The 19,548-nt window shown below is 72.6% G+C and carries 17 protein-coding genes; 5 read left to right on the forward strand and 12 right to left on the reverse strand.

Annotated features, from left to right (window positions below):
* Window positions 1-384: 384 nt before the first annotated feature.
* Window positions 385-825 carry an acyl carrier protein gene (locus N5079_RS30600; RefSeq protein WP_261587644.1) on the reverse strand — a complete coding sequence of 147 codons (441 nt, stop codon included), beginning with the start codon at window positions 823-825 and terminating at the stop codon, window positions 385-387.
* A gap of 200 nt (window positions 826-1,025) precedes the next feature.
* Between N5079_RS30600 and N5079_RS30605 the strand changes: the two genes are divergently transcribed.
* Window positions 1,026-1,784 carry an AfsR/SARP family transcriptional regulator gene (locus N5079_RS30605; RefSeq protein ID WP_261587645.1) on the forward strand — a complete coding sequence of 253 codons (759 nt, stop codon included), beginning with the start codon at window positions 1,026-1,028 and terminating at the stop codon, window positions 1,782-1,784.
* A 167-nt stretch (window positions 1,785-1,951) separates the two neighbouring features.
* Here N5079_RS30605 and N5079_RS30610 read toward each other — a convergent pair whose 3' ends face one another.
* Window positions 1,952-3,382 carry an MFS transporter gene (locus N5079_RS30610; RefSeq protein WP_261587646.1) on the reverse strand — a complete coding sequence of 477 codons (1,431 nt, stop codon included), beginning with the start codon at window positions 3,380-3,382 and terminating at the stop codon, window positions 1,952-1,954.
* Between the two features lie 139 nt (window positions 3,383-3,521).
* Between N5079_RS30610 and N5079_RS30615 the strand changes: the two genes are divergently transcribed.
* The 4 genes from N5079_RS30615 (at window position 3,522) to N5079_RS30630 (ending at window position 8,757) form a co-directional block, all read left to right on the forward strand.
* Window positions 3,522-4,106 (forward strand): TetR/AcrR family transcriptional regulator, encoded by a 585-nt coding sequence (locus tag N5079_RS30615; protein ID WP_261587647.1) that lies wholly within the window; start codon window positions 3,522-3,524, stop codon window positions 4,104-4,106.
* Between the two features lie 241 nt (window positions 4,107-4,347).
* On the forward strand, window positions 4,348-7,140 hold the full coding sequence (locus tag N5079_RS30620) for a helix-turn-helix transcriptional regulator (RefSeq protein WP_261587648.1): 2,793 nt from the start codon (window positions 4,348-4,350) through the stop codon (window positions 7,138-7,140).
* Window positions 7,141-7,200: 60 nt separating this feature from the next.
* Window positions 7,201-7,746, forward strand: coding sequence for an allene oxide cyclase barrel-like domain-containing protein (locus tag N5079_RS30625; protein WP_261587649.1), 546 nt, complete (start codon window positions 7,201-7,203; stop codon window positions 7,744-7,746).
* A 12-nt stretch (window positions 7,747-7,758) separates the two neighbouring features.
* The gene (locus N5079_RS30630; protein WP_261587650.1) at window positions 7,759-8,757 is read left to right on the forward strand and encodes an aldo/keto reductase; all 999 of its coding nucleotides are present in this window, start codon (window positions 7,759-7,761) and stop codon (window positions 8,755-8,757) included.
* A 137-nt stretch (window positions 8,758-8,894) separates the two neighbouring features.
* On the opposite strand, the gene N5079_RS30635 is transcribed toward N5079_RS30630, so the two are convergent.
* The 10 genes from N5079_RS30635 to N5079_RS30680 all read right to left on the reverse strand — a co-directional run bounded on the left by N5079_RS30635 (window position 8,895) and on the right by N5079_RS30680 (window position 19,499).
* Window positions 8,895-9,137 carry a ferredoxin gene (locus N5079_RS30635; protein WP_261587651.1) on the reverse strand — a complete coding sequence of 81 codons (243 nt, stop codon included), beginning with the start codon at window positions 9,135-9,137 and terminating at the stop codon, window positions 8,895-8,897.
* 29 nt (window positions 9,138-9,166) lie between these two features.
* Window positions 9,167-10,405, reverse strand: a complete 1,239-nt coding sequence (locus tag N5079_RS30640; RefSeq protein ID WP_261587652.1) for a cytochrome P450 — start codon at window positions 10,403-10,405, stop codon at window positions 9,167-9,169.
* 69 nt (window positions 10,406-10,474) lie between these two features.
* Entirely contained in the window at window positions 10,475-11,584 is a 1,110-nt protein-coding gene (locus tag N5079_RS30645) for an acyltransferase family protein (protein WP_410007846.1), read from the reverse strand.
* Between the two features lie 110 nt (window positions 11,585-11,694).
* Window positions 11,695-11,910 carry a ferredoxin gene (locus tag N5079_RS30650; protein ID WP_261587654.1) on the reverse strand — a complete coding sequence of 72 codons (216 nt, stop codon included), beginning with the start codon at window positions 11,908-11,910 and terminating at the stop codon, window positions 11,695-11,697.
* A complete protein-coding gene (locus N5079_RS30655; protein WP_261587655.1) occupies window positions 11,907-13,094 on the reverse strand; it encodes a cytochrome P450 in 1,188 nt (395 codons plus the stop codon). The genes N5079_RS30650 and N5079_RS30655 overlap by 4 nt, the downstream gene beginning before the upstream one ends.
* A 117-nt stretch (window positions 13,095-13,211) precedes the next feature.
* Window positions 13,212-14,891 (reverse strand): dipeptide ABC transporter ATP-binding protein, encoded by a 1,680-nt coding sequence (locus tag N5079_RS30660; protein ID WP_261587656.1) that lies wholly within the window; start codon window positions 14,889-14,891, stop codon window positions 13,212-13,214.
* The gene (locus N5079_RS30665) at window positions 14,888-15,688 is read right to left on the reverse strand and encodes an ABC transporter permease (RefSeq protein ID WP_261587657.1); all 801 of its coding nucleotides are present in this window, start codon (window positions 15,686-15,688) and stop codon (window positions 14,888-14,890) included. The genes N5079_RS30660 and N5079_RS30665 overlap by 4 nt, the downstream gene beginning before the upstream one ends.
* Window positions 15,689-15,691: 3 nt before the next feature.
* A complete protein-coding gene (locus N5079_RS30670) occupies window positions 15,692-16,696 on the reverse strand; it encodes an ABC transporter permease (RefSeq protein ID WP_261587658.1) in 1,005 nt (334 codons plus the stop codon).
* Window positions 16,681-18,396: an ABC transporter substrate-binding protein gene (locus tag N5079_RS30675; RefSeq protein WP_261587659.1), complete on the reverse strand. Its 1,716-nt coding sequence runs from the start codon at window positions 18,394-18,396 to the stop codon at window positions 16,681-16,683. Before N5079_RS30675 ends, N5079_RS30670 begins: the two co-directional genes overlap by 16 nt.
* Before the next feature lie 116 nt (window positions 18,397-18,512).
* Window positions 18,513-19,499, reverse strand: a complete 987-nt coding sequence (locus tag N5079_RS30680; protein ID WP_261587660.1) for an LLM class flavin-dependent oxidoreductase — start codon at window positions 19,497-19,499, stop codon at window positions 18,513-18,515.
* Between the last annotated feature and the right edge of the window lie 49 nt (window positions 19,500-19,548).

Raw genomic sequence — 19,548 nt, forward strand, 5'->3', positions numbered from 1 at the left:
ATAGTCCGTTTGAACACGGCCCGCACGACCACCTCTAGAACGGGCGAATGCGGTGACACGCTGGACAGACATGTGTCGCCCGACGGCACCCAGTGGGAGGGCGGCCTATGATGACACACAAGAGAAAAGCCACAGCATCCGATCTTGGATACTGTGGCTCCGACCTGCGAAAACGCGGTCGGGACGACAGGATTTGAACCTGCGACCCTTGACCCCCAGGCAAAACAACAAGTCGGCCTGGACTGCACTAAAGCGGCCCTGAGCTGGGGAAACAGTCCCTAGCGGTCCGTCAGCATCCGCACACGTCCAGACGCGTTGTCACTCAGTGTGTCACCCAGAGGTCGGGCTATCTCCACGGGACACGAACGTCCACGCCGAGTGCCCTCACCGATCACCCTTCGTCCTGAGGTTCCTTCCGCTCCCCGGCTTCTGCGATCTCTTCGAGACGCGCCCGGTCGCGGCGTTCAGCTGATTGCGCAGGTGGACCGTGGTGACCGAGTCGAATCCCATGTCCAGGAGATCCTGGTCGTCGAGGATCGCACCGCTGTCGGCGCGGCCCAGCACCCTGGCCACCACGTTGCGCACCAGTTCGGACACCGCCGGCCGGCGAGTGCCCAGGCCCGCCAACCGCTCGGCGAACGGCATCGAGACCGCGGCCGACTCGGCGGCGACCGCGCGGCGCACCGGGGGAGGGACCAGGCCGCGCAGGACGGGGTGCACATCGCCGCGTGCCCGTACCGCGGCGGTGTCCAGCGCCATCGGTATCAGTTGCGCACCGTCTACGGCCATGGCGGCGTCGAAGAGCGCCGGACGACGACGGCTCACTCCTTCCCGCTCCGCGCGGCAACGCCCCCGGGATGCACCGGCACGTCACCCCGCTTCCTCGCGCAATACGCACCCCGAAATGCGCGCCGTACGCACTTCCGCTGATGTCAGGGGCGTGAGCGATCGCAAGAATCGTCGTCATCGCGGTGATATGCGCCGATTTCCAGGAGCACCTCAGGCAGCCGTGCGCGGGGGGACGAATGAGATACGAATTGCTCGGGCCACTACGCCTGGTGGACGAGGAGACGCACACGATCAGCGCGCCCAAGGTCGAGACGCTGCTGGCCGCGCTGCTGATCCGGGCGAACCAGCCGGTGTCGACCGACGAGCTGCTCGACGAGCTGTGGGGGAACGAGCCCCCGAAGCGCGCTCGCGCCGCTCTGCACGTGTACATCTCGCATCTGCGCAAGAACTACGTACAGCCCGCGGTGGACGGGGCCGCCATCCGGACGCACGCCCAGGGCTACCTGCTGGACACGGACCGCGCGTCGGTGGACGTGTTCCGCATGCAGGGTCTGCACGCCGCGGGCCGGGACAAGGCGGACCGCGACCCGGAGCGGGCGCTGGAGTTCTTCGCCGCCGCCGCTGCCCTGTTCCGCGGACCCGTGCTCGCCGGGATCGACAACGGGCTCATCGTCGGCGCGTTCGCCCGCTGGGCCGAGGAGGTCCGGCTGGAGTGCCTGGAGGCGATCGCGATGTGCTCGCTGCGGCTCGGGCGGCATCGAGAGGTGATCGGCGACCTGTCGCGGTGGGTCGAGCAGTACCCGCTGAACGAGAACCTGCGCGAGCAGCTCATGCTGGCGCTCTACCGCTCCGGGCGGCGGGCGGAGGCGCTGGAGGTCTTCCAGTCGGCCCGGCAGGTGCTGAGGGAGGAGCTGGGGCTCGACCCCCGCGTGACCATGCGCCGGCTCCAGTTCGCGATCCTCTCCGCCGACGCCGACCTCGCCATCGCCGGATGAGCAGGGCGGCCCCGGGCGGCCATGCACGGCCCGGCGGCCGGCTGGGGTCCCCGGCCCCGCGCGGGCTGCGGGCCACGACACGGACACGACGCGGGGAAACGACACGAGGGGCGAGCCGGCTGCGGACGGCTCGCCCCTCGCCATGGGACGCGGAGCGAACGGCCGCGTCAGCCTCGGGCGGCGGGTGTAGCCCCCCGCGCCCCGGGGCGGTACCAGAAGACCAGCGCGACGAGCAGGGCGATCACCAGGGCGCCGCAGGCCCAGAAGAACACCGACGAGATGGTCTCGGCGAGACCACCCGTGCCCTGCGTGAGCGGGATCAGCATCGCGGCCAGGCCGAGCGAGCCGCCGATCGTGAGCGCCGTCTGCAGCACCCCTGCGGTGACGCCGGCGTACTCCTGCGGCGCGGTGGTCAGGACGATCATGTTGAACGGAATGATCGCCACGCCGACGCCGAGCCCCATGACGATGAGGGCCGGGAGCACACCGCCGGCGTAGGTGCTGCCGCCGTCGAGACGGGTCAGCCAGGCCACCCCGGCCAGCACCACGAGTAGGCCGACCACGGCACGCGTCTTGAGACCGATCGTGGCGATGTACTTGGTGAGGATCTGGGTGCTGACGAGCAGCGCCAGGCCGAAGGGCAGGATGGCCAGGCCGCTCTGCAGTGCGTTGAGGCGCAGCACGCCCTGGAGGTACTGGACCAGGTAGATCAGGAAGCTTGTGAGCACGGCCGCGAGCAGCAGCAGGACGAGGAAGGCGCCGGCCCGCTCGCGGCCGGCGAAGACGGCCAGGGGCAGCAGCGGCTCGGCGGCCCGCCGGTCCACCAGCAGGAGAACCACGGCCAGCACGACGGCGGCGCCGAGGGCGGTCAGCGTCCAGCGGTCGCCCCAGCCCTTCTCCGCGGCGTGGACGAGGCCGTACACGGCGGCGGCGAGGGTGGCCGTGCTGAGCAGCGCGCTGGGCAGGCCGAGCGGGCGCGACCGGGTCGCCTCGTCCCGCAGGCCGAGTGCCCGGGCGGCGACCGCGATGATGACCAGGCCGATGGGCACGTTCACCAGCAGGCTCCAGCGCCAGTCCCCCGCCCACGTGAGCACGCCGCCGAGCACCATGCCGGCGGAGGCGCCGAGCCCGGTCACCGTGGAGTAGAGGCCGAAGGCTCGCTGCTGCCGCTCCCCCTGGAAGACGATCGCCAGCAGCGCCAGCCCGGTGGGACCGGCGATCGCCGCGCCGGCGCCCTGCAGGACGCGGCCGGCGAGCAGCACCTCCAGGTTCGGCGCGAGCCCGGCGATCAGGGAGGCCACCACGACCAGCCCGATCCCGGAGAGGAAGACCCTGCGGTGCCCGAGCACGTCGCCGAGGCGGCCGGCGAACAGCAGGAGGCCGCCGAAGGCGAGGAAGAAGCCGTTCGGCACCCACGATCCCCCGGCCACCGACAGATGGAGGTCGGACTGGAGGGTCGGGAGCGCGACGTTCACGATCGTGCCGTCGAGCTGCAGCATGAACTCCGCCCCGACGATCGCCGCGAGCACGAGGGCCCAGGCGCGGTCGGCCCGCGACACGCCGGCCGAGACGTCGCCGGAGACGCTTTCGGTGGTCATGGAACCTCCACGGTCCGCTGACAGGGACATCAGAGCGAGGCGACCTCAGGTTAGTGGGCGCATTTATACTGAGGTCGTCTCAGGTTAGGTGAGAGGATTTAAGCTGAGGCAACCTCAGGATGTCAAGCGGGAGGTACCGGTGGACGGCAAGCCCTACATCGCCCAGCGCCCCAAGCGGGCCGACGGCCGGCGCAACTACGACGCGATCCTGGCCGCGGCCCGCAAGGCGTTCGAGAGCGCCGGGGCCGACGCCTCTCTGGAGGACATCGCGAGCCAGGCCGGCGTGGCGATCGGCACGCTGTACCGGCACTTCCCCACGCGGGCCTCGCTCGTGGAGGCCGCGACCCGGGACGGCCTGGAGAACCTCGTCGCCCACGCGGAGCGGCTGACCGCCGGGCCGGACCCGCTCGACGCGCTGATCGCCTGGATGCGTGAGGCGGTGGTCCACTTCAGCACCTTCCGCGGCCTGGTGGGCATCCTCGCGCAGAGCATGTACGACGAGGGCACGCCCTCCCACACGATGTGCAGCGCGATGCACCGCAGCGGCGCGGACCTGCTGCGCGCCGCCCAGGCGGCCGGCAGGGTGCGGCCCGACCTGACCCCCGACGAGCTGTTCGACCTCCTCAGCGGCGCCGCTTGGGTGCGCGAGCAGGCCACCCCCGACCGGGACGGCAGCGCCCGCTTCCTCGAACTGTTGCTGGAGGGCATCACCACGCGGGACTGACTCTCCACATGGTCGCACCTGACCCTTCGTAACACAGGTCAAAAAACCAATCAATCCGGTATGTAATGTAGAGTAAGGAGGAATCCCATCCCGCACAGCCGGATCGACGAAGACCGGTGCCCGAACCTCCGCCCTCTGCTACCGCTGGAAGTTTCGGCCCAGATGCGAGAAAGAAGCGCGATTAAGGGCCGGAAAGCTCTTTTCGGTCATCAAGTGCCTGGGGTCGTCACAGACAATGAGCGTGTACGAAGACAGACTGACCGACACCGTGTCGACCAGGGTGGTGCGCACGGCCGAGTTCGACCTGCTGCGGTCCCTGACCCAGGAGCCCGGCTCCGAGGGGCGTCTCATCGCCGTCCTCGGGGAGCCGGGGTCCGGGAAGACCCACCTGTTATCGGCGCTCGCCCGGGAACGGCAGTGGACCGCCCTTCCCGCTACCGTCTACCGATGCTCCTCGGGCGACCGGGAGCGGGCGATGAACGCCGTCAGGAAGCTGCTGTGGCGCGCGCGCCGGGCCGGCGAACGCGAGGGGGGCGACCGCCCCGTGATCGGCCTCGCCCGCCGGCGCCACCGGCCCGACCGCGAGCTCGTGGTCATCGAGGACGCCCACCTCGCCGACGACCAGACGATCGGCGAACTGGTGGGCATCGCCGGGGGCGACCCCGCGCCGCTGGTCGACGTGATCGTCTCGCTGCGCCCCCGCCAGACCCCCGACCGCCTGGCCGAGGCGGTGTCCGTCACCGCGGCCTTCGGACGCACCGTGCGGATCGAACTGGGGCCGCTCGACGACGAGCAGATGCTCGCCATGTCGCCCGTCCCCGCGCCGTACGAGCTTCGCCACCGCAGCGGCGGCAACCCGTTCAACCTCCGGGCGCTGCAGGCGCTGGAGCACAGCGCCCGCGGCGACGGCGCGCTCGCGCCGTACGAGTTCGCCGTGATGAGCGAGGTGCGCGACCTGACGCTCACCGAGCGGTACGCGCTGCACGCCGCGGCGATCCTGCGCTCGCGGTTCGACGCGGACCTGCTCGCCGAGGTCGCCGAACTCGACCCGCTGGTGGCCTCCGCCGCGCTGCGCCGCCTCGTCCGCCGGGACCTGGTGCGGGTGGAGCCCATCGGGACGCTCTTCTCCATCAGGGACGAGGTCTTCGGCACGCTGCTGCGCCAGGTGATCGACCCCTGCTGGGCCGCGCTGGCCCACCAGCGGGCGCTACACCGGCTGTCCGCCCGCGGGCAGGCCGGCACCCAGATCGGCTTCCACCTGGTCAGCTCCCTGTCGCGGGCCCGGGCGAGCGAGCTGGCGCAGATCGTGGACGCGTCCCAGGAGATCATGGAGACCGACGTCAGCGAGTGCGTCTCCTGGCTCACGCCGGTGCTCGGCGAGGCGCCTGTCTCAACGGAGATCGGAGTGCGCGCCCGGCTGGCGCTCAGCACGGCCTTCGGCCGCCTGGGACGGATGCCCGAGAGCCGCGACCTGCTGTTCGTGGTGCACGAGTCGGGCGCGGCCGTGGACCCGGCGGCGCTGGCGGAGCAGGTCGCGTTCGTCTCGGTGGTCGAGGGCGTGCTCAGTCAGGACGTGCAGACGCTCGACCTGCTCGGCGACCTCCTCGGGCGACCCGACCTGCGCGGCTCCCCCGTCTGGCCCCGCCTGGTCTTAGCGCGCGGCTTCCGCGTGTCGATGCTGGGCCGTACGGCCAGCCGGGCCGAGACGGAGCCCGCGCTGCGCGCGGCGCGGGCCGCGGGCGACGACCCGGTCGCCGCGGGGCTGCTCGGGCTCGGGGCGCTGGCGTCGGTCGCCGCCGGGGACGTGGATCGGGCCCTGGCAGAGGCCGACGCCGCCGCCGAGTCGCTGGACCGCACCCCCGAGCACCTGATGGCGCGCCACATCGAGTGCCTGCTGCTGGCCGGGCTCGCCTACATTTACCTCGGCCGCAACGCCGACGCCCAGCGGCAGGTCGGGCGCGGCGTGGAGATCGCCCGGCGGCGCCAGCGGCCGTTCCTGCTGCCGACGGTCCTGGTGCTGCTCAGCGAGACCGAGCGCCACCTCGGCCGGCTCAGGCAGGCCAGGGACGCGGCCGACGCGGCCATCGTCGAGTCAGATGCGGGCAACCCGCTGCGGCACGCCCAGGCGGTCGCCCTGAAGTCCGCCGCCGAGGTGTGGATGCAGCCTCCGGGCAGCGGGCGGGCCAAGTCGCTCGCCCAGCAGGCGCTGGCGCAGCAGGCGCTGACCGGCGCGCACGTGAACGGCAGCGCCTCGATCGCGGCGCTGACGCTCGCCAAGTGCGCCTGGCTGGACGGCGACCCGACTCACTGCGTCACGCTCCTGCTCAACGAGGGCCGGGGCGCCGACATGCAGGTGATCCCGTCGGGCAGCCGCCTCACGATCTGGGAGACGCTCTGCGCCGCCGGGCTGGACGCGGGCATACCCCTGGACGACTGGGCACGCCGGGCCCAGGAGCACGCCCGTGCCGTGCCCGTGCCCCCCAACCTGGCGTACGCCGCCATGACCCGCGGCCACCTGCTTCGCGTGCAGGGGTCGCCGGGCGAGGCGGTGCGGTGTTACCGCGAGGCGGCCGACCTGTTCGCCTCGGTCGGCATGCCGGTGGAGCAGAGCTACGCCCTGGGACAGGCGGCGCGGGCGCTCGGCGAGCAGGGCCGCGCCGAGCAGGCGGCCCACATGGTAGGGCTCGCCGCCGAGATCGCGCGGCGGTCGGAGGCGGTGACCCTGCTCGACTGGCTGGGCCGGCGGACCGGCCGGCCGGCCGCGGCCCCCGCCCCCCACCCCGGGGCGCGGCAGGAGGTATTCGGGCGGCTGGAGGTGTTCGGCCGCCTAACCCACCGGGAACGCGAAATCGCGCTGCTCATCTGCTCGGGGATGAAACGGCGGGACATCGCCGACCGGCTTACGATAAGCATGCGAACGGTCGACGTCCATCTGACCCGCATTTACCGCAAGACCGGGGTCAGCTCGCGCATGGAACTCGCGCTGGCGATTCAGCGGAATACGGCCGGGCAGGAATACGCGACCCGCTTTTAGGGCCGCTTGAGCGCCTCCTTTTAGTGTCGGAACACGTTGTTTCCGCCTCGGGAGGCGAATATGGATCTGCGCGCGCTGTCCGACCGGATCGCGCCGGTGCACGAAGCGGTGAGCTCCTTCCTGCTGCCGTTCCTGGCCGCGCCGCCGGAGACCACCTCGGACCGGGTGGGGGCCCTCGCCCGGCCCGGCCGGTCGCTCATCCTGCGCGACCTCACCGAGAGGGTCGTGGAGTACCACTCCAACAACGCCGACCCCACCGGGACGACCCCGACCGAGAAGGACTTCGCCACGGTCAGGCTGGAGATCTTCGGCCCGGACGGCGAACCGCTCGGCGAGACGACCGGCGCGGGCCGCATGCTCTACAAGCAGGAGCACGACGGCCACTTCATCGCGTACTTCGGCGAGGAGATCCGGCTGCGGGACGGCAACGTCATCCGCTCCGGCGGCCTGGTGGACGACGCGCGGCTGACGGCGGGCGAGGCCGCGCACTTCCCGGCCGTCGTCGTCGCCGGGCCGCTGCGGGGGGCCGTGGGCGTCCGCTGGTTCCGCCCGCTGGTCAAGGACGCCCACGACGCGTACGAGTCCGCGATCGTGGTCTACCGGTAGCGGAGGGACGCCATGACTCTGACCCGGCTGCCCGCCCGCAGAATCGGCTCCCTGACGGTCGGCGCCCAGGGACTCGGCTGTCTCGGCATGTCCGAGTTCTACGGTCCCGTCTCGGAGGCCGAGGCGATCGCGACCATCCAGCGCGCCCTCGACCTCGGCGCCACCCTGCTCGACACCGCCGACGTGTACGGCCACGGCGCCAACGAGGAACTGGTCGGCCGCGCCGTCGCCGGGCGCCGCGAGTCAGCGGTGGTGGCGACCAAGTTCGGCGTCGTGCGCCCCGGCCCCGGCGTCGGCTCGGGGGTGCGGGGGGATGCGCCGTACGTGCGGCGGGCGTGCGACGACTCCCTGCGGCGGCTCGGCCTCGACCACGTCGACCTGCTCTACCTGACCCGGATCGACACCGAGGTCGGCGTCGAGGAGACGGTCGGCGCGATGGCGGAACTCGTGGCCGCGGGGAAGGTGCGCGAGATAGGGGTGTGCGAGGCGGCGCCGGAGACCATCAGGCGCGCCAGCTCCGTGGCCCCGATCGCCGCGCTGCAGACGGAGTGGTCGCTGTTGTCCAGGGACATCGAGCGGCGCGTCCTCCCCGTGTGCCGGGAACTCGGGATCGCCGTGGTGCCGTACGCGCCGCTCGGCCGGGGCTTCCTCACCGGCACCGTCCGCTCCCGGGACCAGTTGGACGACGGCGACTTCCGGAGCTTCGGCCTGCCCCGGTTCTCGGCGGAGAACCTCCCCCGCAACCTGCCCCTCGCCGACCGCCTGGGCAAGCTCGCCGAGGAGCTGCGGATCACCCCGGCCCAGCTCGCGCTGGCCTGGCTGCACCACCAGGGCGACGACGTCGTCCCGATCCCCGGCGCGAAGCGGCGGGCCCATCTGGAGGAGAACGTCGACGCGGTGTTCCTGACCCTGACCCGGGCCGAACTGGCGGCGGTCGAGGCCGCCGTGCCGGCGGACGAGGTGCACGGAACCCGCTGGAACGAGCAGAGCATGCGTTTCGTCGATCTCTGACGCGTTCCGCCGCCGCGTCACCGCCGGAATCGGGGGCGCGCACGCGGCGGGAATCACCGGAGACTCGCCGAGCCCGGCGAGCCGGAGGGGCGGCGCCGCGGGAGATCGTCCCGGGCGCCGCCCCCCGCCCGCATGGGTCAGCCGACGGTGTCGGGGGCGCCCGCCTCCGCCGGGCCCCCGACCGCGCCGGAGCGGAGGATGGCGATGGCGCGGGACGGGCACAGGTCCTCCGCCACCTCCACCTCCCGGCGCCGCTCCTCCCCCGGCTCGGCGTCCAGCACCACCACCAGCCCGTCCTCGCCGTGGTCGAAGACGTCCGGCGCGCTGATCGCGCAGTGCCCGGCGGCCATGCAGCGGCTCCGGTCGGCGGTCACCTTCATCGCTTCTCCTCTCTCGCCCCTGCCGGGGCTCACCACTCGATCGGCATGGTGTGGACGCCCTGCATCGTGCCGCCGCTGCGCGTGGGCAGCGCCTCCAGCGGGACGCCGAGCCGCAGGTCCGGGATCCCCTCGAACAGGATGGAGAAGGCGACCTCCAGCTCCATGCGGGCGAGGTTCTGCCCCAGGCACTGGTGGATGCCGAACCCGAACGTCAGGTGCTGGCGGCCCGACGCCGCGTTCCCGCCGCGGGTCCGATGGACGTCGAACTCGTACGGCCGGGGGAAGACGCCGGAGTCGCGGTTGGTCATCGAGGACGAAACCAGGACGCCCTCCCCGGCCCGGATCACCTCACCGTCGATCTCGATGTCCTCGGTCGCCACCCGGACGCCGGAGACGTCGGTGATGGAGACCAGGCGCAGCAGTTCGTCGACGGCGGCGGGCAGGACGCCCGGGTCCGCCCGGAGCGCGGCGAGCTGGTCGGGGTGCTCCAGCAGCGTGACGACGCCCAGCGCGATCATCTGGGAGGTCGTGTCGTGCCCGCCGATGAGGAGCGCGAGCGCGATGCGGAGCAGGTCCTCGCGGGTGAGGTCGCCGTCCTCGTCGACCTCGCTCGCGAGGCGGCTCAGCACGCCGGCGCCGCCGGGCTCGTGCTCCTTGCGCGTGATCAGGCCGTCGAGGTAGTCCCACAGCTCCCGGCCCGCCCTCTCGGCGTCCTCGGCCGACTTGGCCTGCAGCAGCCCCACCGTCTTCGCCTCGAAGAACTCATGGTCGTCGTACGGCACGCCGAGCAGCTCGGAGATCACCATCGAAGGGATGGGCAGCGCGTACGCCTCGACGAGGTCCACCGGCGGCCCCTCCCGGAGCATGTCCGCCACCAGCCGCCGGGCGAGGTCCTCCACGTGCGGGCGCATGGCGCGCACCTGCTTGAGGCTGAAGTCCGGGGCGAGCAGCCGGCGGTGCACGTCGTGGACGGGCGGGTCGAACCCGATGATCGCGATGGGCTTGAAGATGGGCGCGTCCAGCCGGGGCAGGACGGAGGGGAAGTCGTCGCGGGACCGGTCGGCCGACATGCGCGGGTCGGCCAGCAGCCGGCGGGCCTGGCTGTGGCCGGTGACCATCCAGATCCACCTGCCGTCCCAGAGCCGGACCCGGTGGAGCGGCCCCTGCCGCCCCAGGTCCTGGTAGCCCGGGGACGGCTGCCAGGGGCAGGCCCGGTCCTGCGGGTAGGCGAACAGGTCCTCGTTCGCTGTGGTCGACGGAGCGTTCACGTGGGATACCTCGGTTCCTTCCGTCTCGAGGGCATTACGGTGCTTCAAGGGCGTGAGGGTGTGTCCGGGTCAGGCGGTGGGCTCGGGCGAGCGGGTCCCCGGCAGCGGCGCGGCCCCGTGCCCGCCGACGGGCCTCGCGCCGGCCCAGGCCCGCATCGCCGGCTCCTCGACGAACCGCGTCAGCCCCCAGGCCAGCAGCGTCGTGACCCCGAACAGGGCCGTGACGAAGAACAGGGCGGACGGGGCGTCCCACGTCCGGCCGGCCCCGAGCGCGACGTGGGAGTACGTCAGGACCAGGAAGTGGACCAGATAGGAGGCGTACGAGATGCCGCCGAGCCAGACCAGGGGCCGGGAGCGGAACGGGCTGAAGCGGCCCCGGTGGTCGGCGACGGCGACCGCGGCGATCAGCAGGGCGATCGGCAGCGCGACGGGCGCGGTGAGCCCGTAGACGGTCGGCCACAGGAACATCTGCAGGCCGAAGGCGGCGGCGAGGATCGCCAGCGCGGGCGCCCAGCCCAGCCGGATCCACCGGCCGGTGACCACGATCCTGGCCATGAGGATGCCGAGGACGAAGTCCAGCGCCCGGGTCGGCGGGAACGACACGAGGAACCAGTTCTGGGTGAGCGACATCTCCTGGCCGGGCAGCTTCGGCGTCCCCGGCAGGACGGCGAGGGCGATCGCGGGCAGCACGGCGATCACCACGGCGACCACGCCGGCCGCCGGCCACAGCCGCGCGGCCGGGATCCGCCGGACCAGCCGGTACAGAAACGGGAACGCCAGGTAGAACAGCACGTCGCAGGCGAGCGACCAGGTGACCACGTTGATCGAAAGGATGAATTCGGCCCGGGGCAGCCAGGTGTGCACGAGCAGCAGGCTCGGCAGCGCCGTCAGGAGGTCGACGGACTGGCCGGCCCAGAGGGCGAGCCCGAGGGCGGCGAGCCAGGTGACGACGTGGTTGGGGTAGACCTTGACGAGCCGCCGCCGCCACAGGCGGGTGCGCGGCTCGCCCTCCCGGACCGACCAGGTCAGCACGAAGCCGCTCAGCACGAAGAAGAACTCCACGCCGAGCCAGCCGGACGTGAAGGCGTACGTCTGGAGCGAGGCCGCGACGTCCGGGTGGAAGTAACCCAGCACGCAGGCGTGGCAGACGAACACGAGGAACGCCGCGACGAATCTCATTCCGGTCAGCGAGGGGAGAGGAGAGGCTTGCTGTGCCGTTTCTGTCATTTTCGTCCGCCTGTTTAGGTTGTGCGTGAGCCATGGACCCCGGCGGGGCCCAGCAGATGGGATCAGCCCTCGGAGGGGCCGTCGCCGATCCGGATCGCCCGCGACGGGCAGAGGTAGGCCGCCTTACGGACCCGGTCCTCCAGCTCCGGCGCGACCTGCGGGGTGAGGACCACGACCAGGCCGTCCTCGTCCTGGTCGAAGACCTCGGATGTGGCGGCCATGCAGCGGCCGCCGCTGATGCAGCGCTCCTGGTCGGCCGACACCCACACGGCCGTCACCACGCGACCGGGAGCTGGAGCACCCGCTGCACGGTCCCCGCGCCGAGGATGGGCAGCTCGCCGACCGGGGCGGCCAGCCGGATCCCGGGGATCCGGGTGAACAGCTCCTTGAACGCGACCTCCAGCTCCATCCGGGCGAGGTTCTGGCCGAGGCACTGGTGGATGCCGAAGCCGAACGTGAGGTGGTGGCTGTCCTCGCGCAGGACGTCGAGCTCGTCGGCGCGCTGGTGCACGGCCGCGTCGCGGTTGGCCAGCGTCCCGGAGACGAGCACGCCCTCCCCCTCACGGATGAGGTGACCGGCGATCTCGATGTCGCCCTTGGCGACCCGGGTGGCGACGAGGTCGGTGGTGGCGATGTAGCGCAGCAGCTCCTCGACCGCGCCCGGCAGGCGGTCGGGGTCCTCGCGCAGCAGCGCGAGCTGCTCGGGGTGCTCCAGCAGCGTGATGACGCCCAGCGCCAGCGAGGAGGAGGTGGTCTCGTGCGCGGCGATGAGCAGCACCAGCGCGATCGACACCAGCTCGTCGTGGCCGATGTCGCCGGTGACGACGCGCTCGCGGACCAGCGTGCCGAGCAGCCCGTCGGACGGGTCCTTGATCTGCTCGGCCACCAGCCGGTCGATGTAGTCGAACAGGTCCTGCGCCGCCGTCGCCGACTCCTCCTCGGTGCCGAGCATCACCTTTCCGCTGGCGTCCTGGAAGAAGTCGTGGTCCTCGTACGGCACGCCGAGGTGGCGGCAGATGACCAGGGACGGCAGCGGCACCGCGAGCAGCGGCACCAGGTCGGCCGGCGGGCCGTGCTCGACGATCCGGTCGACGAATCCCGCGACGATCCGCTCGATCTCCGGCCGCATCCGGCGGACCGACTTGAGGCTGAAGTGGGGGTTGAGGTACCGGCGGTAAACGTCGTGGACGGGCGGGTCCATCGCGATGAGCGCCAGCGTGCGGGCGATCTGCGAGCGGAACCGGGGCGCCACGATGGGGAACCCGGGATGGGTGCGCTGCGAGGACAGGTTCGGGTGAGTGAGGATCTCCCGGGACTCCCGGTACCCCGTCACCATCCACGCCTCGCGCCCGTCGAAGAGGGTCACCTTGAGCACCGGTCCACGCTCTCCGATCTCGCGGTAGCCGGCGGGCGGCTCGTAGGGACAGGTGCGCTTCTGCGGGTACGGCGGAGCTTCCGTCATTTCCCTTTTCCTTCGGCGAGAGAGGTGCGGGACGTCATTCGTTGGCGAGCGACGCCGCGATGTTAAGCAGGCGGGGAATTCAGGAACAAGACGAATTAAGCAGAGCTTCAGAATGGCTTATGCGCCGGTCACGCCCGCCCCCCTTGAAACGCGACGGAAACGCGACGCAAAGCGGGGAACGGCGTCGATGAGCGCTTTCGTGTACGGATGCTCGGGATGGTCGAATACCTTTTCCATTTCGCCGCTCTCCACCACCCGGCCGTCTTTCATCACCATCACCCGGTGGCTCAGCCGGCGGATGACGGCGAGATCGTGGGACACGAACACGTACGCCACGCCGAGCCGCTCCTGGACGTCGGCGAGCACGTCGAGGACTTGCGCCTGGATGGACGCGTCGAGCGCGGAGACCGGTTCGTCGCAGACGATGACCTGCGGTCCGGGGGCGAGCGCGCGGGCGATGGCGAGGCGCTGCCGCTGCCCCCCGGACAACTCCCGGGCGCGCCGGTCGAGTACGTCCGGGGCGAGTCCGACGTGTTCCAGCAGCAGCGCCACCCGCCGGTCGCGCTCCTCGCGCGGCGCACGGTCCGCCCGCAGCGGCTCCTCCAGGATCTGCCGCGCGGTGTAGCGGGGGTCGAATGACGACAGCGGGTGCTGGTAGATCATCTGCACCCCGCGCCGCGCCGCGCGCCGCGCCGGGCCGCGCAGCCCGTCCCAGGGCCGCCCGTCGAGCAGCACGCGCCCGGCGTCCGGTTCCAGCAGGCCCATGAGCAGCCGGCCGAGGGTGGTCTTGCCCGAGCCGGACTCGCCGACGACGCCGAGGGTTTCCCCGGCCCTGACCGTGACCGACACGTCCTCCACGGCGGTGAACTCGCCGCGCCCCGGCAGGGTGTAGCGCTTGACCAGGCCCTCGGCCCGCAGCACCTCGCGGGCCGTCCCCGCGTTCCCCGGCCCCACGTCCTCCGGCCCGGCGGGGCTCGCCCGTCCCGGCCGGGCCGCGCGTCCATGCCAGGCGACCGCGCCCACGAGCGTCTTCGTGTACGGGTGCGACGGCGACTCCAGCACCGCGGCCGCCGGACCGTCCTCGACGAACCGCCCGTCCTTCATCACGTACACGTGGTCGGCGATCTCGGCGACTACGCCGAGGTCGTGGCTGATGAGCAGCACCGCGGTGCCGTCGTCCACGCGCTCGCGCAGCAGCGCGAGCACCTGACGCTGCACGGTCGCGTCCAGGGCCGTCGTCGGCTCGTCCGCGATGAGCAGGTCGGGCCGCGCGGCGAGCGCGGAGGCGATGAGCGCGCGCTGGCGCAGCCCTCCGGAGAGCTGGTGGGGGTACTGCCGCGCGCGGCTCTCGGGGGCGGGGATCCCCGCCTCGCCGAGCAGCCGCACGACCTCGGCGTCCACCTGCCGTCCCGGCACGATCCGGTGGGCGCGCAGCGGCTCGGCGACCTCCGCGCCCACGCGGCGCAGCGGGTCGAGCGAGCCCAGCGCGTCCTGCAGGACGAACCCCACCCGGCGCCCGCGCAGCGCGCGCCAGGCCCGTCCCCGCACCTGGCGGAGGTCGACGCCGTCGAACGTCAACTCGGCCGCGCCGACCCGCGCGCCCTCCCCCGTGAGGCCGACGAGGCCGCGGGCCGTGACGCTCTTGCCCGAGCCCGACTCGCCGACGATCGCGACGACCTGCCCGCGCTCGACGCGGAACGACACGCCCCGCACCGCCTCCACCACCCCGTGGCGGGTGGGGAAGCGCACCGTGAGGTCCCGTACGGCGACGAGGGGGCCGCGGCCGGCCGGCGTCACGAGAGCCTCCCCTCGACGCGGCGGTTGAGGTGCTGCCCGACGAACGTGACGGCCAGCACCGCCACCGTGATGGCCACCCCGGGGAACACGGCGGGCCACCAGGCGAGCGCGAGGAACTCGCGGCTGTCGGAGAGCATGGCCCCCCACTCGGCCGTCGGCGGCCGCGGGCCGAGGCCCACGAAGCTCAGCGAGGAGCTCGCGACGATCATCGCGCCGAGGCTCACGGTGGCGAGCGCCAGGACCGGGCCCGCCGCGTTGGGGAGCACGTGGCGGGCCACCACCTGGGCCCGCGACCAGCCGAACCCGTGGGCGGCCTCGACGTACTGGGCCGACCGCAGGCGGATCACCTCGCTGCGCGCCACCCGGGCGAAGCCCGGCATGGAGACCACGGCGAGCCCGACGGCGGCGGTGCCGCTCCCGGGCCCGAGCACGGCCACGACGAGGAACACCAGCAGCAGGCCGGGGACGGACAGGACCACGTCGAGCGACCGGCTGAGCACCTGGTCGGCGACGCGGCCGAGCTGGGCGGCGGCGACCCCGATCACGACGCCCGCGGCGAGCGCCAGCAGGACCGCGCCGGTCCCGATGAGCAGGGACGGCCGGGCGCCGTACACGATCCGGGCGTACAGGTCGCGGCCGTTCTGGTCGGTGCCGAGCCAGTGCCCGGCACTAGGCGGGTGCAGTAGGGCGTTCAGGTCCGCCGCGTCCGGGTCGATCCCGGTGAACAGCGACGGCACCGCCGCCATGACGGCCAGCACCACCAGCACGGCCGTCCACGGCCACAGGCTCCTGGGCATCCGCTACCTTCCCGCGTCCCGCGTCCGGGGGTCGATCACCCACGTGAGGATGTCGACCGCGATGGTCACCAGCACGAAAGCGACCGCCGTCACCAGGACGACCGCGATGACCATGGGCATGTCCTTGTTCGTCACGGCCGACAGCGCCAGCCGCCCGATGCCCTGCCGGGAGAAGACGATCTCGATGATCACCGCGCCGCCGATCAGCGAGCCGGCGATCCACCCGAGCAGCGTGGTGACGGGAAGCAGGGCGTGGCGCAGCACGTGGCGCAGGCGCAGGGCCGCCTCACCGATGCCCCGGGCGCGTGCGGTCACCACGAACGGCTCGTCCATCGCGCGCAGCAGCCCCTCCCGCAGCACGCCGGCCACCACGGCCGCGGGCCCGGCGGCCAGGGCGGCGGTCGGCAGGACCAGCCCGGCCGGCGAGGAGGACCCGATGGCGGGGAACCAGTGCAGCGTGAAGGAGAAGACGGTCAGCAGCAGCAGCCCGAGCCAGAACGGGGGCAGGGCCACGACCAGCGACTCGGCCGACGCGAACAGCGAGCGCACCCACGCCCGGCGGTTGGCGCTCACCACCCCGAGCACCACCGACGCGACGACCGTGGCCAGCAGGGTGGTCGCCACCAGCAGCAGCGTGCCGGGAAACTGGGCGGCGATCTCGTCCCACACCGGCCTGCGCAGCACGTACGACTCGCCGAGCTCTCCGCGGACGATCCGGCCGAGGTAGGTGAGGTACTGCACCGGGAGCGGGTCGTCGAGTCCGTACTCCGCGATGATCCCGGCCCGCACCTCGGGGCCCACCGAGGAGCGCGCGAGCAGGACGTCGGCGGTGCTGCCCGGCATGACCTGCAGCAGCACGAACGTCACCGTCACCGCGCCCCAGAGCACTCCGGCCGAAGCGGCCAGGCGCACCAGCACGAGGCGCACGAGCGTCTCCCGGCCCTGGCCGGAGCGGCGGCCGTTCCGCGCCGCCGCCCCGGCCGGGGACGTCTTCAGGACGCCAGCCATATGCCGGACAGGTCGGGGGTGCCGTCGACGTTGAACCGCACGTCGCGGACGCCCTCGCGCGCCGCCAGGGTGGACAGCGGCGAGTAGATCGGCAGGACGGCCGCGTCCTCGGTGATTCGCCGCTGCACCTCGGCGTAGACGCCGAACTGCTCGGCCTGGTCCTTGGCGCCGAGCGCCCGCTTGAACGCGGCCTCCGCCTCGGGGTTGTCGTACCTGGCCATGTTGTTGCTGATCCCGCGCTTGGGCGTAGGGATGTTGTCGGCGCCGAACAGCACCCGCAGCACGTCGGGCCCGGGCGAGGAGAAGCTGGTGTCGATCAGCTCGTAGTCGCCGGACAGCAGGCGGTTGACGAAGGTGCCGCCGTCGAGGTTCTCCTCGACGAGCTCGACGCCGAGCTGCTTGGCCGCGGCCTGGATCTGCACCGCGAGGTTGCTGACCGACGGGTCCGACCACATGTGGCGCAGGGCCAGCCTCTTGCCGTCCTTCGTCCGGTAGCCCTGCGCGTCCCGCTGCGTCCATCCGGCCTGGTCGAGCAGCCGGTTCGCCTCGGCCGGGTCGTAGCCGTACGCGGCGGCGACCGAGTGGTCGTAGCCCGGGGTGCTGGCCGACAGCGGCCCGTCGGCGCCGTCGTACACGCCGAAGTAGACGTTCTTCACGATCCGCCGCCAGTCGATGCCGGCCCGCAGGGCCTTGCGCACGTTCACGTCGCTCAGCGGGCCCTTCGCCGTGTTCGGCCAGTAGCTGTAGTTGGCGCCGGGGAACCGGGTCGTGTGCAGGGCGAAGCCGGGCGTGTTCTTCAGCGTGCCGATGCCGGCCGGCGCGAGGCCCGTGACCGCGTCGACCTGGCCGCTGGTGAGCGCCCCAAGGCGGGCCGAGTTGTCCGGCACGACCGTGACCTCGATGCGGTCCAGCAGCGTGGGACCGCCGCGGGCCGCCCCCTCGGGCGCCCACGCGTACGCCGGGTTCCTGACGTAGTCGATGCCCTTCTGCGGGGTGAACCCGCCGTCGCTTTTGAACGGCCCGGTGCCGACGACGACGGCGCACAGCTTCGAGGCCGGTCCCTTCAGCGTGGCGGGGGACTCGATCCCGAGGTTGGGCTGGGCGAGCGCGGACAGGAACCCGGAGTCGGGCCGCTTCAGCCTCGCCTCGACCGTCAGCGGATCGATGACCTTCGCCGACTCGTACGCCGCGATCAGGCTGCCGGCGAGCAGCGACTTGGTCTTCGGGTCGACCACGTGGTCGAGGTTGGCCACCACCGCCGACGCGTCGAACTTCTGGCCGTCGGTGAAGGTGACGCCCTCGCGCAGCCGGAAGGTGTAGGTGAGCCGGTCGTCGGAGACCGTCCACTCACGGGCGAGCCAGGGGTGCAGGCCGCCGTGCGGGTCCTGGTAGACCAGCGAGTCCACGAGCGGCCGGGTCAGCAGCCGGGCCGACTCGGTCGGGCTCTGGTGGGGGTCCAGGCACTCCGGTTCCTTCTCCACCGCCAGCCGCAGGGTCCCCCCGCTGCGAGGGGACGCGGCACCCGCCCCGCCGCCGCCCGCCGCGCCTCCGGCGGCGGGGGCCGCCGCATCGGAGGAGCAGCCGGCGGCGAGAGCCAGCACCAGCATGGCGGCCCCCGCCGTCACGGCGGGGGCGGTGGTTCCGCGCCTCCTGGTGGTTCCGGGCCTCCTGGTGATTCCGGGCCTCCTGGCAGCACCCATACTCGTCTCATTCCTCGCCACGTCGCTAACGGCCGGAAGGGATCTCCGGCCCGTACACACAGTGGTGGCCGGTTCTAAAGCGGGACTGAACCGGCGGCGACGCGGCTGTCAGGCGACTACAGAGACGAGACAATCTTGGCGATCAGCTCGTAGGAGCGGATCCGGGCCTGGTGGTCGGGCACCTGCGTGAGCACGAACAGTTCGTCGGCGCGGGTGCGGCGCAGGAGGTCCCCGAGCCGGGGGGCGATACGCTCGGCGCTGCCGACGAACTGGGGGTCGATCTTCTCGCGCAGGAACCGCTCCTCCGCGGGGGTGAAGACGTGCGCGGCCGTCTCCTCCTCCGTGGGCAGGACGGTGGCCGGGTCGACCGTGCGCATCAGGATCTGGCCGTACACGAAGGAGGCGGCGAGCCGGTGCGCGCGCTCGTCGCTGTCGGCCGCGACCGCGATCACGGCCACGCAGGCGTGCGGCTCGGCCAGGGCCGCCGACGGCCGGAACGCCTGCCGGTACGCCTCCAGCGCCTCCGGCGCCCCGCCGCCCACGATCGCGTGCGCGTACACATACGGCAGGCCAAGCCGGCCGGCGTTCGCGGCGCTGGAGGCGCTCGACCCGACCAGCCAGATCTCGGGCGGGGTGTCCGGCTCGGGGATCGCGCGCACGCCGCCGCTGCCGCCGGCGAAGTACTCGTTCAGCTCGAGCAGCGCGTCGCCGAAGTCGAGCCGGCGCGGGTCGCCCAGGCGGGCCGCGGCCTCCCCCGAGCCGCCGGGCGCGCGGCCGAGGCCGAGGTCGACCCGTCCCGGGTAGAGCCCGGCCAGCACGCCGAACTGCTCGGCCACCACGTACGGCGAGTGGCTGGGCAGCAGCACCGCGCCCGAGCCGACCCGGATCGTGGAGGTCGCCGCGAGGATGGAGCCCGCGAGCACGGCCGGGCTGGAGGTCGCGAGCGCGGGCGTGTTGTGGTGCTCGGCCACCCAGTAGCGCCGGTAGCCCAGGGACTCGACGGCCCGGGCCAGGTCGACGGAACGGCGCAGCGCGTCACCCGCGGTGTCGCCGCGCCAGACGGGGGCGGTGTCGTGCACGGAGACGGCGATTCCCTCGGCCAACGTCCTCTCCTTCGCAAGGGGGTCATATAGGGGGTCAAAGGGGCGTATG

Source organism: Planotetraspora sp. A-T 1434 (genome assembly GCF_025420585.1).
GTDB lineage: Bacteria > Actinomycetota > Actinomycetes > Streptosporangiales > Streptosporangiaceae > JAOEGB01.

What these genes read in the sequence shown, in the direction of transcription:
- N5079_RS30635 (WP_261587651.1), bottom strand. Translation starts at nt 9,137, where the DNA reads ATGAAGGTGACCGCCGACCGGAGCCGCTGCATGGCCGCCGGGCACTGC.
- N5079_RS30610 (WP_261587646.1), bottom strand. Translation starts at nt 3,382, where the DNA reads ATGACCACCGAAAGCGTCTCCGGCGACGTCTCGGCCGGCGTGTCGCGG.
- N5079_RS30655 (WP_261587655.1), bottom strand. Translation starts at nt 13,094, where the DNA reads ATGACGGAAGCTCCGCCGTACCCGCAGAAGCGCACCTGTCCCTACGAG.
- N5079_RS30675 (WP_261587659.1), bottom strand. Translation starts at nt 18,396, where the DNA reads ATGGGTGCTGCCAGGAGGCCCGGAATCACCAGGAGGCCCGGAACCACC.
- N5079_RS30630 (WP_261587650.1), top strand. Translation starts at nt 7,759, where the DNA reads ATGACTCTGACCCGGCTGCCCGCCCGCAGAATCGGCTCCCTGACGGTC.
- N5079_RS30625 (WP_261587649.1), top strand. Translation starts at nt 7,201, where the DNA reads ATGGATCTGCGCGCGCTGTCCGACCGGATCGCGCCGGTGCACGAAGCG.
- N5079_RS30670 (WP_261587658.1), bottom strand. Translation starts at nt 16,696, where the DNA reads ATGGCTGGCGTCCTGAAGACGTCCCCGGCCGGGGCGGCGGCGCGGAAC.
- N5079_RS30665 (WP_261587657.1), bottom strand. Translation starts at nt 15,688, where the DNA reads ATGCCCAGGAGCCTGTGGCCGTGGACGGCCGTGCTGGTGGTGCTGGCC.
- N5079_RS30605 (WP_261587645.1), top strand. Translation starts at nt 1,026, where the DNA reads ATGAGATACGAATTGCTCGGGCCACTACGCCTGGTGGACGAGGAGACG.
- N5079_RS30645 (WP_410007846.1), bottom strand. Translation starts at nt 11,584, where the DNA reads ATGAGATTCGTCGCGGCGTTCCTCGTGTTCGTCTGCCACGCCTGCGTG.